This is a genomic window from Streptomyces sp. CA-210063 (assembly GCF_024612015.1).
Taxonomy (GTDB): domain Bacteria; phylum Actinomycetota; class Actinomycetes; order Streptomycetales; family Streptomycetaceae; genus Streptomyces.
In genome coordinates, this window is the sequence record NZ_CP102512.1 from 4670500 (window position 1) to 4686063 (window position 15564).

A 15564-nucleotide genomic window follows, 5' to 3' on the forward strand; every position below is an offset into this window, starting at 1 on the left:
CGCTCTTCCGTGACCGCCGCCGGGTAGAGGGGACTCCTTACCCCGGTAGAGGGCCAGGTAAAGGCCTCTGACCTGCAAGGTAAGGCCGGTAAAGGGGGCCGTGCGGCCCCCTGGCCAACCCCCCACAACCGCCCCGTGCAGGGGCGCCCGCTTCCCCGACGCATGCCCGGAAGGGACCCCGCATGTACCCCGAGACCACCCCCGGCACCACCCAGTCGGACGCCGTGATGAGCGACGCCGAAGCGGCTGCCGAGGCCCGCCGGATCATCGCCGACGCCTACCGGCCCACCGCCTACCGCGACGACACCCCCGTGTCCGCCCGGGGCGACACCCCGCCCGTCGCGCAGCCCGGGCGGCCCCCGATGAGTCAGGGCGCCACGGACGCGAGCGTGGTCATGCTCGCCGGCGCCACCGCCACCACCATGGTCGGCGGCACGGCGGCCGTGCTCATGTACGTGTCCCAGTACGCCGACCCGCTCGTGTGCGGCCTCGTCTTTGGGGCCCCCACCGCCCTGGTCCTCGCGCTCGCCCGGCTCCTCAAGGGCGCCAAGCCCGCCCCGGACGTCCACCACCACTACGAGGGCCTGGTCTACCAGGACCGGCGCAACGTCCACATCCAGACCACCGGCGTGTGGGCCAAGACGAACAACCAGCAGTGACGCCAAGAGCGGCCCCCTATTCCGCCAAGAACCCGGGGCCGCTCTTGTCCAACCCGTCCTCAACAGACCTGTTGGAGGTCTCCAGCATGACCCAAGCCACTGACATCCGGCGAGTACGCGGTCACCGGCCGCGTCTGCTGGACACCGCGCTGATGCTGGCCGCGAACGGGGTCCCCGTGCTGCCGCTTCGGGCGGGGAAGGTGCCGTTCGGCAACTGCCGCATCTGTGCGAAGAACGCGTGCGGCGGTCGGCCGAACATGAAGACCCCCGGCCCCTGCACGTGCCCGAGCGTCTGCCACGCGTGGGCAGCCGCCACCACCGACCCCCACGTCCTCAACTCCCCCCAGTGGGCCACCGCGTGGCGACAGGCGGCGACGGTCGCCTACCACCCCGGGGGTGCCGGGGTGACCGTCGTCGACCTGGACAACGCGGCGGCCATCGCATGGGCCCGCGCGGCGCTGCCCGCCACCCGGACCGTGCCGACGACCCGGGGTGAGCACTGGATCTACCGGGGCGTCATGCCGTCCGCCAACGCGGTCCGGCCCGGCGTGGACGTCAAGTCCCTTATGGCGTACGCCCGTTGGCTCGGATGGGGCAGCGGCGCCATGGCCGCTCTCCCAGGCGCTGTGCGTGCTCTGGCACTAACGGATCCTCCTGCGGCCCGTAGGGCGCCACAGACCCTCTCAGCGCCCCTGGGAGGCCAAAGCGGGGTGTGCCGCCACCGCTCGCCCGTGTTCCTGGACCGTGGGATCGCGATGGCGGAGCAGCAGATCACCGGCGCCCGTGAGGCGGTGCACGCCACCGTCTACCGGACCTTCCTGGCTGTGCTGTCCACGCACGGTGGGTGCGGCTGCCTCACGGACACGCACGTCGCCAAGCTGTTCACCGCCGCGCAGGCCAAGGGCGAATCGCCCCGGCACTGCACGGACGCGTGGGCCAACGCCCTCACCACGTTGGGACTGTGACCATGGCTGACGACGAAAAGAACCCCGCCCGCCAGATCATCACCGACTACGCGCAATCCCACTTCCGGTACTTCCGCACCCCGGACGGGACCGTGTACGCGCAGAAGAACGGCCAGCCCATCGCCCGCCCGATCCGCTCCCAGGGCACCACTGGCAGCCACCGCCAGGAACTCATGGTCGGCCTCTACCGCGACGGACGCGGCGCGTTCAACGGCAGCGCGCTGAAAGAGGCGTTGGACCTGATCGAAGCACTCGCGCTGTCCGAGGACGTGCAGCCCGTGCACATCCGCGTCGCCCCCGGATTCGATGGGGCAACCTGGCTGGACCTGGGCCGCGACGACGGACAGTCCGTGCGCATCCACCCGACCGGCTGGGACATCCTCACCCCCGATCCGCAGGAAGTGTGCTGGCGGCGCACCCAGCTCACCGGGGAACTGCCGCTGCCCGTCAAGGACACGAACGGCAAGGGCATCGATCTGCTGATGCGGCTGTGCAACTTCGCCGGCGCGGAGAACGAGTGCCTGGCCATCGCGTGGCTGATCGGCTGCCTTGGGCCGTCCGTCCCGGTGCCCGCGCCGTTCCTCACCGGCCCCCAGGGCGCGGGGAAGTCGACCGGCGGCCGGATGCTGGTGCGGATCATTGAGGGCATGAGCGGGGACCTGCGCCGAGCCCCGAAGGACGAAGAGAACCTCATCGCGGCCGTGGCGGCGGGCTGGGTCACCGCCCTGGACAACCTCTCGCACATGTCGCCGGACCTGTCCGACGCGATGTGCTGCATCGTCACCGGAGCCGAAAGCGTCAAGCGCGCCCTGTTCACTGACGGGGACGTGTTCCGCGTCGGCTACCGCCGGCCGCTGCTGCTGACCGGGATCGACGTCGGCGTCATCCGTCCCGACCTCGCCGAACGCCTGCTCCCGCTCCGCTTGGAGCGGCCCCGCGTGCGGCGGACCGAGGCCGAACTGTGGGCGGAGTACAAGGAAGTGCTGCCCGTCGTGCTCGGGTCCCTGCTCGACCTCACGGTCAAGGTCCGCGCGGCGCAGGCGGAGACCCCCACCGACCTGCGGATGGCGGACTTCGCCCACCTGTGCGCGCAGTTCGACGCGGCCACCGGGCTCGGGGCGCTGGCCGCGTACCGGGCCCGGCTGGACGACCTGAACGACGACGTGATCGAGGGCGACCTGTTGGCACAGACCGTCCTCCGGCACGCTGAGACCATCGAGCTGGGTACGGCGCAGCGAATGACGTCCACGGAGTGGCTGTCCTGCCTCGGTCGCCTCTACAGCGGCGACGACTGCCGTCCGCTGCCCAAGGGGTGGCCGACCACGGGCAAGGTGCTCTCCGACCGTCTCAAGCGCCTTCAGCCCACGCTCGCCGCGCGGGGTGTGCTCATCGACTCCGGCCGCACCAGTCAGGGCCGGTACCTGGAAATGACCCGCCCCGCCACGGCGGCCCCGCACGAGCAGCAGCGGATGCTCTGACCGCGCTCCCCACGCTCAGGCGGACAAGCAAGAAGAGCACCACCTCGGCCCCGCCCCCGGGGTGCTCTTCTTGCTGTTCGGGGCGCAGCCCCGCCCCAAGGACGTGCCGCGCAGCGGCTCCTTCTTCGCGCTCTGAGCGGCACCGCACTACGACAGACACCCCATTCTTTTGTCCTAAGAGGGAAGACGCTGCGTCATCTGCGTCACGCGAGCCGGAAAACGGCCCCTGACCTGCGACTACAGCCATGACGCAGACAGCCGCGCCTGCGTCATCCTGCGTCATCTGCGTCATGGGCCACGTCACGGATGACGCAGCCCATGACGCATTCATGACGCAGGCATCACCCCCAGCGTCACCTAAAACCGCAGGTCAGAAGCCTGAATGACGCTGGCGACGCAATGACGCAGAAATCCACACCTCGGACAGGCGCGGGCAAGGTCCCCCGCGCAACTCCCTGAAGGCGAAGACGAATTGCCCAGGAGGCACCCGGATGAGCACCGCGATCGCCGCCCCCGTCGACCGACTCCTGTACAAGCCTGAGGAAGCCGCCGAGGCACTCGCCCTCGGACGGTCCACCGTCTACGAGCTGATGGCCGAAGGCGCCCTGAAATACATCAAGTTGGGCCGCACGCGCCGGATTCGGCGCGCTGACCTCGAAGCCTTCGTAGCCGCCCTCGCACTGCTGCCCAACTGATCTGAGCACACCCTGAGGCGCCCCGAGCACTCCGCTCGGGGCGCCTCCCGCGTGGAGGAACACACATGAGCCCCCGGAAGTCGAACCTGGAATCGACCGTCTACTTCGGCGATGACGGCTGGTGGCACGGCCGCGTGACCATGGGCGTCCTGCCCGACGGAAGCCCCGACCGCCGCCACCGTATGGCCCGCACCGAACCTGCCGTACGCCGCAAGGTCCGTGAGTTGGAGAACCTCAGGGACAAGGGACGCGCCCCGAAGGCCGGCCGCAAGCCGACCGTCGAACAGTGGATGACGACGTACCTGACCGACATCGCGAGCCTGAAGCTCAAGCCCCGCTCCCTGGACGACTACTGGTCCAAGACCCGCAACGACATCGTCCCCGGCATCGGGAAGCACCGCATCGACAAGCTCGCCCCCGAGCACCTTGAGCAGATGTACCGGACCATGCTCGACGCAGGTCACGCCCCGTCCCACATCGTCAAGGTGCACCGCATCCTGTCGCGGGCCCTGAAGATTGCCCACCGCCGCCGGATGATCGGCGAGAACGTCGCCACCCTGGTCGACCCGCCCTCGATCGACGAGACCGAGGCGAATCCGTTCACCCAGGAAGAGGCCAAGGCATTCCTGGAAGCGGCGGCCAAGCGGCCCACGTTCATGCGGTGGATCGTCGGCGTCGGCATGGGGTTCCGGCAGGGTGAGACCCTGGGGCTGCGGTGGCCGTACGTCGACCTACAGGCCGAACTGTTCCACCCCAAGTGGCAGCTACAGCGCCTCACCTGGCGGCACGGTTGCCGCGACGCGCACGCCTGCGGGGCCCGGCTGCACCGCTTCGAGCCCTGCCCGCCGAACTGCGCCACGCACAAGAACTACAAGCGCGGGTGCCCGAAGCCGTGCACCGCGACGTGCGTCAAGCACGCGAGCATCTGCCCCGACCGCAAGGGCGGAGGACTCGCCTTCACCCGCCCGAAGACCAAGAAGAGCACGAACCCCGTACCGATCCCGCCCGCCTTCGTCCCCTATCTGATCGCGCACAAGGCGCAGCAGGACGAACTGCGGGAGGCGGCCGGCGAACTCTGGCAGGAGCACCACGCCGTGTTCACCCGACCCGATGGCCGCCCCATCGACCCCCGCGCCGACTGGGAGGAGTTCAAGGAACTGCTCGAAGAGGCGGGCATCACAGACCGCCGCCTCTACGACGGGAGCCGCCACACCGCCGGCACGATCCTGAACGAACTCGGGGTCGACATGCCCACGATCATGGAGATCCTGCGCCACACCCAGATCAGCCAGACCCGCCGCTACGTCAAGGGCCGCTCACACCTCTCGAAGGACGCCATGCGCCGCATGGGCGACACGTTCCTGCCCGCCCCGGAACCTGCCCCTGCGCCCGCAACTGAGACTAGAACTGAGACTGGGGACCGCCGTGCGGCCCGCTCCCGCGCACGTCGCCGCATCCGATAAAAGCAAAAGCCCCAGGTCACGGCGAGTGAGTCCTGAGGCTTCCACAGAGCCGCCTTCGGGATTCGAACCCGAGACCTACGCATTACGAGTGCGTTGCTCTGGCCATCTGAGCTAAGGCGGCGCGCTGTCCGCACTATGGTGCGATCAGCAACGTCGGTAAGTCTACACAGTTTCCGGGGTGCTCCGAACCAGGGGTCGGGGCACCCCGGGGGCGGCCGGGGTGGTGGTCGGGGCGGCCGGTGATCAGGACGGTGAGCAGCGCTTTCCGTCGGTCGGGGGTGTGCCGCGGAGGAGGTAGGTGTTGATCGTGGAGTCGACGCAGGTGCTGCCGCGGCCGTAGGCGGTGTGGCCGTCGCCGTCGTAGGTGAGGAGGCGGGCGGAGGAGAGCTGGGAGGCGAGGGCCTGGGCCCAGCGGTAGGGGGTGGCGGGGTCGCGGGTGGTGCCGACGACGACGATCGGGGCGGCGCCCTTCGCCTCGATACGGTGCGGTCCGCCCGTCGGCTTCACCGGCCAGTACGCGCAGTTCAGGGAGGCCCACGCGAGGGCCCGTCCGAAGACCGGGGAGGCCTTCTCGAACTCGGGCAGGGCCCGTTCGACCTCCTCGGGGGTGTCGTAGGCGGCCGGGAGGTCGAGGCAGTTCACGGCGGCGTTGGCGTACATCAGGTTGGAGTAGCTGCCGTCGGCGTCGCGTTCGTAGTAGCGGTCAGAGAGGGCGAGCAGGCCGGCGCCGTCGTCCTTCTTGACCGCCGCGGTGAGCGCCTGGCGCAGCTGGGGCCAGGCCGCCTCGTCGTACATCGCCGCGATCACGCCCGTCGTGGCCAGGGACTCGCCGAGCTGCCGGCCGTCGGCGTCACCCGTCGGGATCGGCCGGGCGTCCAGCCGCTCGAAGAGCGCGCGCAGGTTCTCGCCGACCTGTGCGGGCGTGCGCCCCAGCACGCACTCCTTCCGGCGTACGCAGTCCTTCGCGAAGGCCTGGAAGGCCGTCTCGAAGCCCGCCGTCTGCTCCTGGTTGAGCCGGTTGGCGGGCAGCGACGGGTCGAGCGCGCCGTCGAGCACCAGGCGTCCGACGCGGTCGGGGAACAGCCCAGCGTACGTCGCGCCGAGGAACGTCCCGTACGAGGCGCCGACATACGTCAGCTTCTCGTCACCCAGCACGGCACGCAGGATGTCCATGTCCCGGGCCGCCTCGACCGTGGAAACATGCCGCAGCAGCTTCGGCGCCCGCGCCCCGCACCCCTCCGCGAACCGCTGGTACGCGGCGACCACCGCGGCCGTCTCCCCCGTGTCGTCCGGGGTGATGTCCGTCTGCGTGTACGTGTCCATCTGGCGGCCGGAGAGGCATTCGACCGGCTCGCTGCCGGCCACGCCCCGCGGGTCGACGGCCACCATGTCGTACCGCGCCCGCACCTTGGCCGGGTAGCCGATGCCCGCGTACCCCTGCACATAGCCGACCGCTGACCCGCCCGGCCCGCCCGGGTTGACCAGCAGCGAACCGAGCCGTGCGCCGGGACCGGTCGCCTTCTTCCGCGAGACCGCCAGCCTGACGTCGCCCTCGCCCGGCTTGGCATAGTCGAGGGGCGCCTTCATCGTGGCGCACTGGAAGCCGGGGACCTCGCAGTTGCGCCAGTTCAGCTTCTGTTCGTAGTACGGGGTCAGCGCCGACGGTGTCGCGCGGGGCAGCGCGCCGAGGGCGGGCCCCCCGTCCGCCCTCGTGGCCGCCGTACTGGAACCGCCGGAGGAGCAGGCCGATACGAGCAGCGCGGCGGCGGCGAGCAACACGCCGCCGGCCCGCAGGGACCGATTCGGCCGGAAAGACCGGAAAGTACGCCTGGTGTGCATCTCGCGAGCGTAACCACCCGAAACCCGGTGATCACGAACGGCGACGAAAGCTCCTCGTACGAGTGACGCAGTCAATCGAACGCACCACCGCCCCCGACGACCGGAGGCCGTCCCACGTCACCGGGCCCGCACCACCCCACGAACGCGGTCGGCACGACCCCACGAACGCGGCCCGCACCACCCGACGTCACCCGGTCCGCACCACCCGACGTCACCCGGCCCGCACCACCCCACGAACGCGGCCCGCACCACCCGACGTCACCCGGCCCGCTTGACCCCGCGTCACCCAGCCCGTAGGACCACCCGTCGTCCGGCCCGCAAGACCACTCATCCCCCACTCATCACCCGGCCCGCAAAGCCATCGTCATCGCCTCCACGGCCAGCAACGGCGCCACGTTCCGGTCCAACGCCTCACGGCACGCCGCGATCGCGTCGATCCGCCGCAACGTCGACTCGGGCGTCCCGCCCCGCGCCATCCGCTCCACGGTGTCCTGGACCTCGACGTTGGAGAGCGCGACCCGCGCCCCCAACTGCAGAGCGAGCACGTCCCGGTAGAAGCCGGTGAGCTCGGTCAGCGCGAGATCCAGACTGTCCCGCTGCGCCCGCGTACGCCGCCGCTTCTGCTTGTCCTCCAGGTCCTTCATCACGCCCGCCGTACCGCGCGGCATGCGCCCGCCCTGCACCGCGCCCATCGCCGCCTTCAGCTCCTCGGTCTCCTTGGTGTCGACCTCTTCGGCAAGCTGCTTCGACGCCTCCGACGCCGCGTCCACCAGCTCCTGCGCGGCCTTCAGACACCCGCCGATGTCCTCGACCCGCAGGGGCAGCTTCAGCACAGCGGCCCGTCGCTGCCGCGCCCGCGGATCGGTCGCCAGCCGCCGGGCCTGCTCGATGTGTCCCTGAGTGGCCCGCGCCGCCAGGGCGGCAGCCTGCGGCTCGATGCCCTCCCGCCGTACGAGCATGTCCGCCACCGCGTCCACCGACGGTGTGAGCAGTCCGACATGGCGGCACCGCGAACGAATCGTCGGCAGCACATCCTCCAGCGACGGCGCGCACAGCATCCACACCGTCCGTGGAGCGGGCTCCTCCACCGCCTTCAGCACCGCGTTCGCCGACTTCTCGTTCAGCCGCTCGGCGTCCTCGACGAGGATGACCTGCCACCGCCCGGTCGCCGGCGACGTGTACGACTTCCGCACGGTGTCCCGCATGTCCTCGGCCAGGATCTGCGTGCCGACCGCCGCCACCGTGCTGACATCCGCATGCGTCCCCACCAACGCCGTATGACAACCGTCACAGAACCCGCACCCCGGGCTCCCCCCGAGTGCCCGGTCCGGACTCACACACTGCAACGCCGCCGCGAACGCCCGCGCCGCCGTCGTCCGCCCCGATCCCGGGGGCCCCGTGAACAACCACGCGTGCGTCATCTTCGACGCCTCCGGAGGCGCGGTCCTCGTCTCGGCCGCCGTGACGATCGCATCCGCGTCCCGAGCGGCCGCGTCGAGTTGTGCGCTCAGCCGCTCCTGCCCCACCAGGTCGTCCCACACGCCCATGACCCACCACCCTCCATTCCCACGCCACCTCTCCGGCCCCATTGTGCGCGACCCCACTGACAGCCAACCCCCACAGGACCACCGCCCCGCCTCCGCCCACTCGAACTCAGCGCCGGTGCGGTGCTGGGTTGGGGGAGAGGGAGAGAAGGCGGAACGGAGCCAAGGTGGGGGTGGAGAGCGCGGTGGACGTCACCGAAACGGCGGGACAGCCGCGAGACGACGGAAGGGACCGTGCCGGTGCGTCGCGCCCGTCGCATACAGCGGCCCAGAGAACGCTCGTCACATCACCCCGGGCAGTAGGGCGCCAAGCGAGCGACGGGCGTGACGTACCGGCGCGGCCCCGACCCACCGACCAACCGCACGCGAACCCCACCCCACCGCCTGAGGCACATCGCACGCGAACCCGGCCCACCCCCGGGGCACACCACACGCCAACCCGCCTCCACCCCGGAGGGCACATCGCACGCGAACCCGGCCCCCCCGGAGGGCACACCACACGCCAACCGCAGCGGCTCAGCGGCGACGCCGCCCCCAGCCACCGCGTCCCTCGTCGGATTCGTCGTCGCCATGCGACCCCAGCAGTTCGTCCGCCAGCGTCGGCAGATCGTCCAGCGGCGTCTCCTCGGCCCAGTCCGACCGAGGCCGCCGCCGCGGAACCCCCTCCGTATCCACCTGCGGAAGCTCCCGCGTCCGATCCTCCGTCCCGTCAGGGCCGGGCCGCTCATCCCGGAAGATTCCCGGCGGCACCCGATCCTCCCGCACCGGCGGCAGTACAGCCGTCTCATCAGCCGCCCCGGAAGGCACTTGCGGCAACACCGCGGTCTCATCCTCCGGAGCCCCAGCCGAAGGCGATCCAGAACCCACATCGGACCCCGAACCCGAACCCGAGCCCGAGCCCGCCCCCGGCGGCACCGGCGGCTTCGGCAACTTCGCCGTCGTCTCCGAGTCGGACACACCCGCCGAACCCCGCGAGCCCCGCGAACCAGCCCCACCCGGCCCGTCCTCCCGCACCGGCGGCAGCACAGCCGTCTCATCCACCGGCCCACCCGACGCATTCGTCGGCGTCACCAGCGGCGTAGCCACAGTCGCCGCCTCGTCACCGCCCCTCGAAGCCCGCCCGTCCCTCGAAGCCCCGGCAGCCCGACGCTCAGCCGCAGCAACCCCCTCGGCCTCAGCAGCGGCCTCCGCCGCCCGCTCCGCCGCGACCCGCCCGGCCTCAGCCGCCGCGGCAACCCGCTCAGCCTCCGCGGCGGCGGCCACCCGCCGAGCCTCCTCGGCCCGAAGCAACGCCTCCTCGGCCTTCCGCTGCTTCTCCAGGCGGCGCGCTTCGGCCTCCTCCCGCAGCCGCTGCTCCTCCGCGGCCTGCTGACGACGCCGTTCCTCCTCGACCCGCCGCCGTTCTTCCTGCTCGGCCCGGGCCTTCTCCTCCGCGAGGAGCCGCGCCTGCTCCTCCTCGGCACGGCGACGCGCCTCCTCGGCCCGCTGCCGGGCCTCCTCGGCCTGTCGCTCCGCCTCGCGCCGCTGAGCCTCCTCCAGCTCGCGCCGCTTGCGCTCCTGCTCCTCGGCGCGCAGCCGGGCGAGCTCCTCCTGGCGCTCACGCTCCAGCCGCTCCTCCTCGGCCTTCCGCGCGGCCTCTTCCTCGGCCTTGCGCCGCGCCTCCTCCTCGGCCTTGCGCCGAGCCTCCTCCTGCGCCTTCACCTCGGCCTCGGAGAGCGGCAGCATCACATCGAGCCGATGCCGGACGACGGTCGTGACGGCCTCGGGATCCTGCGCGGCGTCGACCACCAAATAACGCCCGGCGTCCGCGGCGGCAAGCGTCAGGAACCCCGCCCGCACCCGCTCATGGAACTCGGCCGGCTCCGACTCCAGCCGATCCGGCGCCTCGGTGAACCGCTCCCGGGCCGCTTCGGGCGACACATCCAGCAGCACCGTCAGATGAGGCACGAGCCCATCCGTCGCCCACCGCGAAATCCGGGCGATCTCCGTGGGCGAGAGATCCCGCCCGGCTCCCTGATAGGCCACGGACGAATCGATGTACCGATCCGAGATGACCACCGCACCCCGCTCCAGAGCGGGCCGCACCACGGTGTCCACATGCTCGGCACGATCCGCCGCGTAGAGCAGCGCCTCTGCCCGGTGCGACAGCCCGGCCGACGACACGTCCAACAGGATCGACCGCAGCCGCTTCCCCACCGGAGTGGCCCCCGGCTCCCGCGTCACCACGACCTCGTGCCCCTTGGCCCGAATCCACTCGGCGAGCGCCTCGACCTGGGTGGACTTCCCGGCACCGTCACCGCCCTCCAGAGCGATGAAGAACCCCGAAGAGGCAGGCGCCTGATCCGGGTCGTCGCCCTTCAGCAACGCGTCCCGCAGATCCTGCCGGAGCGGCACCCCGGACCGGTCGTCGACCTTGGCGAGCACCAGCGCCGCCACCGGCAGCAGCAGCGCCCCCACCAGCATCAACGTGAACGCCGCACCCCCGTGCGCGAACACGAACTTGCCGCTCTCCAACCGGTGCGGCCCGATGACGGCGGCGAACAGCGGAGCGACGAGCGCCGCCACCGCCACGAACACCCGTACGACCGCATGCAGATGCTCGGTGGTCCGCGCGCGCCGGAAGTCCTCGGCCTCCTGGTCGAGCAGCGTGTGCCCGGTGTTCGCGGCGATCCCCGCGCCGACACCCGCCAGCCCCAGGATCAGCACCACACTCGTGACATCCGGCGTCAGCCCGGCGGCGAGCAGCGCGATGCCCGTGAAAGCGATGGCCAAGGCAAGCAGCCGACGCCGCGACAGCGAGCGCAGCACGGACGGCGCCCGGCGGATCCCGACGACGACCCCGCCGGTCAGAGCGACGACCAGCAGCCCGTACGTCACCGGCCCGCCGCCCAGGTCCTTGGCGTGCAGCACGGCGACGGCGACAGCCGCGGCGACCGCACCGGCGACAGCACCGCACGCGGGCACCAGGAGCGGGATCGCACCCGTCCGGCCCTTGTCGACACCCGTGCCGGTCTTGGGCCGGCGCAGCCCCTCGAGCGGCGACCGCGCACGCGGAGTGCGCGTCTTGGGCAGGTCGAGGAAGGTCACCACGGACAGCGAGGCGGCGAAAAGCCCGGCGGCGACGTACGAGGCGAGCGCGGCCTGGTGCTGCGCGAACCAGTCGATGCCCGCGCCCAGCAGGTTGTTGAGCAGCGAGGCGACGACGAGCACGGCGGCCGCGAGGGGCACCGCCACGAATCCGGTACGCAGGGACAGGCGCCGCAGCGCGTCCATGTGGTCCGGCAGCGGGCGCACCGTCGCGCCCTCCGGCGGCGGGGCGGGCAGCAGCGCGGGCGCCGCGCTCTCCCGGCAGACCGCCCAGAACCGCTCGGCGACACCGGCCACGAACGCGGTGACCAGCAGTACCGCGAGCGCGTTGTCCGGCGTCCAGTCGATCCACAGGGGCGCCACGATCAGCAGCAGGACCCGCACCCCGTCCGCGCCGACCATGGTCCAGCGGCGGTCGAGCGGACCCTCCTGCGAGGTCAGCGAGGTGAGCGGCCCGAGGAGCACGGCCCCGAAGAGCAGGGTCGCGAGGGCGCGTGTGCCGAAGACAACCGCGACTGTCAGGGCAACGCCCCGGTACCCGCCGCCGAAGGAGCCCTCGGCGATCGCCGTCTGGAAGGCGAGGAGCACCAGCACGAACAGCGCGAGCACATCGCCCACGCCGCCCACGAGCTGTGCGCTCCACAACCGTTTCAGCTGCGGTCGGCGTAGCAGCGCCCGGACGGCGCGCTCCCTGGAATCGGCCACCAGGGCGTCGTCGGAGGCCGGGTCATGGGCCGTCGGCTGCTCGGCTCGCATCATGCTTTCAGCCTATCGGCACCCACCGACACCCCGAAGCAGCGCCCGAACGCACGCACGCCCCACCACCAAGTCGCACAAAACCCGCACACATTCAGCAAAGCAAAGGTGAAGTTTCCAGCCACGTGGCAGTGCAGCCCACCCAGGGGCGCGGGGAACCGCGCGACCAGCCACAACCAACCCGCAGTCGCCGATCCACCCGCACCCCCGAGCGACTAGGCGTCCTGGTCCCCGGATGCCGCGGCCTTCTTCGCAGCCACCTTCTTCGCGGGAGCCGCTTTCTTGGCGGCGGCCGTCTTCGAAGTCGCCGTCTTCTTGGCGGCGGTCTTCTTGGCCGGCGCCGCCTTCTTCGCCGCGGTGGCCTTGGTCGCCGTCTTCTTCGCGGGCGCCTTCTTCGCCGTCTTCTTGGCGGGAGCCTTCGCCCGCTTCTCCGCGAGCAGCTCGAACCCACGCTCGGGCGTGATCGTCTCCACGCTGTCCTCGGACCGCAGCGTCGCGTTGGTCTCGCCATCGGTGACGTACGGGCCGAAGCGGCCGTCCTTCACCACGACGGGCTTCGCGCTGACCGGGTCCTCGCCCAGCTCCTTCAGCGGCGGCTTGGCGGCGGCCCGCCCGCGCTGCTTGGGCTGGGCATAGATCGCCAGCGCCTCTTCGAGGGTGATCGTGAAGAGCTGGTCCTCGGTCTGCAGCGACCGCGAGTCCGTGCCCTTCTTCAGATACGGCCCGTACCGCCCGTTCTGCGCGGTGATCTCCTGGCCCTCGGCGTCGACGCCGACGACCCGCGGCAGGGACATCAGCTTCAGCGCGTCGTCCAGCGTCACCGTGTCCAGCGACATCGACTTGAACAGCGAGGCCGTACGCGGCTTGACCGCGTTCTTGCCGGTCTTCGGGGTGCCCTCGGGAAGCACCTCGGTGACATACGGGCCGTAGCGGCCGTCCCGGGCGATGATCTGGTGGCCCGTCGCCGGGTCGGCGCCGAGCTCGAAGTCACCGCTCGGCTTGGCGAGCAGTTCCTCCGCGTACTCGACGGACAGCTCGTCCGGGGCGAGGTCCTCGGGCACGTCCGCCCGCTGATGGCCCTCGGCGTCCTTCTCGCCCCGCTCGATGTACGGGCCGTAGCGCCCGACGCGCAGCACGATGTCGTTGCCGACGGGGAACGACGAGACCTCGCGCGCGTCGATCGCGCCCAGGTCGGTCACCAGCTCCTTCAGCCCACCGAGGTGGTCACCGTCACCGTTGCCGGCCTCGGCCGCACTGCCGTTCGCCCCCGTGCTCTCGCCGAAGTAGAACCGCTTCAGCCACGGCACCGACTGGGCCTCGCCGCGCGCGATGCGGTCGAGGTCGTCCTCCATCTTGGCGGTGAAGTCGTAGTCGACGAGCCGCCCGAAGTGCTTCTCCAGAAGGTTGACCACGGCGAAGCTCAGGAAGGACGGCACCAGGGCCGTGCCCTTCTTGAAGACGTACCCGCGGTCGAGGATCGTGCCGATGATCGACGCGTACGTAGACGGGCGGCCGATCTCGCGCTCTTCGAGCTCCTTGACCAGCGACGCCTCGGTGTAGCGGGCCGGGGGCTTCGTGGCGTGCCCGTCGACCGTGATCTCCTCGGCGGAGAGCGCGTCACCCTCGTTGACCTGCGGCAGCCGGCGCTCGCGGTCGTCCAGCTCGGCGTTCGGGTCGTCGGCACCCTCGACGTAGGCCTTGAGGAAGCCGTGGAAGGTGATCGTCTTGCCGGAGGCGCTGAACTCGGCGTCCCGGCCGTCGGCGGCGGTGCCACCGATCTTCACCGTGACGCTGTTGCCCGTCGCGTCCTTCATCTGGGAAGCGACCGTCCGCTTCCAGATCAGCTCGTAGAGCCTGAACTGGTCGCCGGCCAGACCGGTCTCGGCGGGCGTGCGGAAACGATCACCCGAGGGTCGGATCGCCTCGTGCGCCTCCTGCGCGTTCTTGACCTTCCCGGCGTACGTACGCGGCTGTGCCGGCAGATAGTCGGCGCCGTACAGCTGCGTGACCTGAGCGCGGGCGGCGGCCACGGCGGTGTCGCTCAGCGTGGTGGAGTCCGTACGCATATAGGTGATGAAGCCGTTTTCGTACAGCTTCTGCGCCACCTGCATCGTCGCCTTGGCGCCGAAGCCCAGCTTGCGCGACGCCTCCTGCTGGAGGGTCGTCGTACGGAACGGGGCGTACGGCGAGCGGCGGTACGGCTTGGACTCGACGGACCGGACCGCGAACCGGGTGTTCTCCAGGGCGGCGGCCAGCGCGCGGGCGTTCGCCTCGTCCAGGTGCAGGATGTTGGCGCTCTTGAGCTGCCCGACCGAGTCGAAGTCACGGCCCTGCGCGACACGCCGGCCGTCGACCGACTGCAGGCGGGCGACCAGGGACGACGGGTCGGACGCGTCACCGGCGCGGCCGGTCGCGAAGGTGCCGGTCAGGTCCCAGTACTCGGCGGAACGGAACGCGATCCGCTCGCGCTCCCGCTCCACCACGAGCCGGGTCGCGACCGACTGGACACGGCCCGCCGACAGCCGCGGCATGACCTTCTTCCACAGGACCGGCGAGACCTCGTAGCCGTAGAGGCGGTCGAGGATGCGGCGGGTCTCCTGGGCGTCGACCAGCTTCTGGTTCAGCTCGCGCGGGTTGGCGACGGCGGCCTGGATCGCGGCCTTGGTGATCTCGTGGAAGACCATCCGCTTGACCGGGACCTTGGGCTTCAGGACCTCCTGGAGGTGCCACGCGATGGCCTCGCCCTCGCGGTCCTCATCGGTGGCGAGGAAGAGCTCGTCGGACTCCTTGAGCAGGTCCTTGAGCTTCCTGACCTGCGCCTTCTTGTCCGCGTTGACCACGTAGATGGGCGCGAAGTCGTGCTCGACGTCCACGCCGAGGCGGCGCACCTCGCCGGTGTACTGCTCGGGCACCTCCGCGGCGCCGTTGGGAAGGTCGCGGATGTGCCCCACGCTCGCCTCGACGATGTAGCCGGGGCCGAGATAGCCCTTGATCGTCTTCGCCTTGGCAGGCGACTCGACGATGACGAGTCGGCGGCCGCCCTTCGCGGTCTCGCTGGTCGGGGACAACTTCGCTCTT

General features: G+C 71.0%; 9 protein-coding genes and 1 tRNA gene. 5 read left to right on the plus strand and 5 right to left on the minus strand.

Annotated elements, in window-relative coordinates; all coding sequences use genetic code 11:
• Window positions 1-182 precede the first annotated feature (182 nt).
• The 5 genes from JIX56_RS20185 to JIX56_RS20205 all read left to right on the plus strand — a co-directional run bounded on the left by JIX56_RS20185 (window position 183) and on the right by JIX56_RS20205 (window position 5260).
• Window positions 183-659: a hypothetical protein gene (locus tag JIX56_RS20185; RefSeq protein WP_257542610.1), complete on the plus strand. Its 477-nt coding sequence runs from the start codon at window positions 183-185 to the stop codon at window positions 657-659.
• 86 nt (window positions 660-745) lie between these two features.
• Window positions 746-1624 carry a bifunctional DNA primase/polymerase gene (locus tag JIX56_RS20190; RefSeq protein ID WP_257542611.1) on the plus strand — a complete coding sequence of 293 codons (879 nt, stop codon included), beginning with the start codon at window positions 746-748 and terminating at the stop codon, window positions 1622-1624.
• A 2-nt stretch (window positions 1625-1626) separates the two neighbouring features.
• The gene (locus JIX56_RS20195; protein WP_257542612.1) at window positions 1627-3102 is read left to right on the plus strand and encodes an ATP-binding protein; all 1476 of its coding nucleotides are present in this window, start codon (window positions 1627-1629) and stop codon (window positions 3100-3102) included.
• Window positions 3103-3593: 491 nt separating this feature from the next.
• The gene (locus tag JIX56_RS20200) at window positions 3594-3797 is read left to right on the plus strand and encodes a helix-turn-helix domain-containing protein (RefSeq protein ID WP_257542613.1); all 204 of its coding nucleotides are present in this window, start codon (window positions 3594-3596) and stop codon (window positions 3795-3797) included.
• 65 nt (window positions 3798-3862) lie between these two features.
• The gene (locus tag JIX56_RS20205; protein WP_257542614.1) at window positions 3863-5260 is read left to right on the plus strand and encodes a tyrosine-type recombinase/integrase; all 1398 of its coding nucleotides are present in this window, start codon (window positions 3863-3865) and stop codon (window positions 5258-5260) included.
• Window positions 5261-5307: 47 nt separating this feature from the next.
• Here the strand turns inward: JIX56_RS20205 and JIX56_RS20210 are convergent.
• The 5 genes from JIX56_RS20210 to topA form a co-directional block, all read right to left on the minus strand.
• Window positions 5308-5381 (minus strand) — tRNA-Thr (locus JIX56_RS20210).
• A gap of 122 nt (window positions 5382-5503) precedes the next feature.
• On the minus strand, window positions 5504-7099 hold the full coding sequence (locus tag JIX56_RS20215) for an alpha/beta hydrolase (RefSeq protein ID WP_257542615.1): 1596 nt from the start codon (window positions 7097-7099) through the stop codon (window positions 5504-5506).
• 341 nt (window positions 7100-7440) lie between these two features.
• On the minus strand, window positions 7441-8646 hold the full coding sequence (locus JIX56_RS20220; RefSeq protein WP_257542616.1) for a DNA polymerase III subunit delta': 1206 nt from the start codon (window positions 8644-8646) through the stop codon (window positions 7441-7443).
• Window positions 8647-9159: 513 nt separating this feature from the next.
• Complete coding sequence (gene tmk / locus JIX56_RS20225) at window positions 9160-12489, minus strand: dTMP kinase (protein ID WP_257542617.1); 3330 nt, start codon at window positions 12487-12489, stop codon at window positions 9160-9162.
• Between the two features lie 212 nt (window positions 12490-12701).
• Complete coding sequence (topA, locus tag JIX56_RS20230) at window positions 12702-15554, minus strand: type I DNA topoisomerase (protein WP_257542618.1); 2853 nt, start codon at window positions 15552-15554, stop codon at window positions 12702-12704.
• Window positions 15555-15564: the final 10 nt, after the last annotated feature.

Coding starts and splice junctions, on each gene's coding strand:
- tmk (WP_257542617.1), bottom strand. CDS start 12,489: ATGATGCGAGCCGAGCAGCCGACGGCCCATGACCCGGCCTCCGACGAC.
- JIX56_RS20215 (WP_257542615.1), bottom strand. CDS start 7,099: ATGCACACCAGGCGTACTTTCCGGTCTTTCCGGCCGAATCGGTCCCTG.
- JIX56_RS20205 (WP_257542614.1), top strand. CDS start 3,863: ATGAGCCCCCGGAAGTCGAACCTGGAATCGACCGTCTACTTCGGCGAT.
- JIX56_RS20200 (WP_257542613.1), top strand. CDS start 3,594: ATGAGCACCGCGATCGCCGCCCCCGTCGACCGACTCCTGTACAAGCCT.
- JIX56_RS20220 (WP_257542616.1), bottom strand. CDS start 8,646: ATGGGCGTGTGGGACGACCTGGTGGGGCAGGAGCGGCTGAGCGCACAA.
- JIX56_RS20185 (WP_257542610.1), top strand. CDS start 183: ATGTACCCCGAGACCACCCCCGGCACCACCCAGTCGGACGCCGTGATG.
- JIX56_RS20190 (WP_257542611.1), top strand. CDS start 746: ATGACCCAAGCCACTGACATCCGGCGAGTACGCGGTCACCGGCCGCGT.
- JIX56_RS20195 (WP_257542612.1), top strand. CDS start 1,627: ATGGCTGACGACGAAAAGAACCCCGCCCGCCAGATCATCACCGACTAC.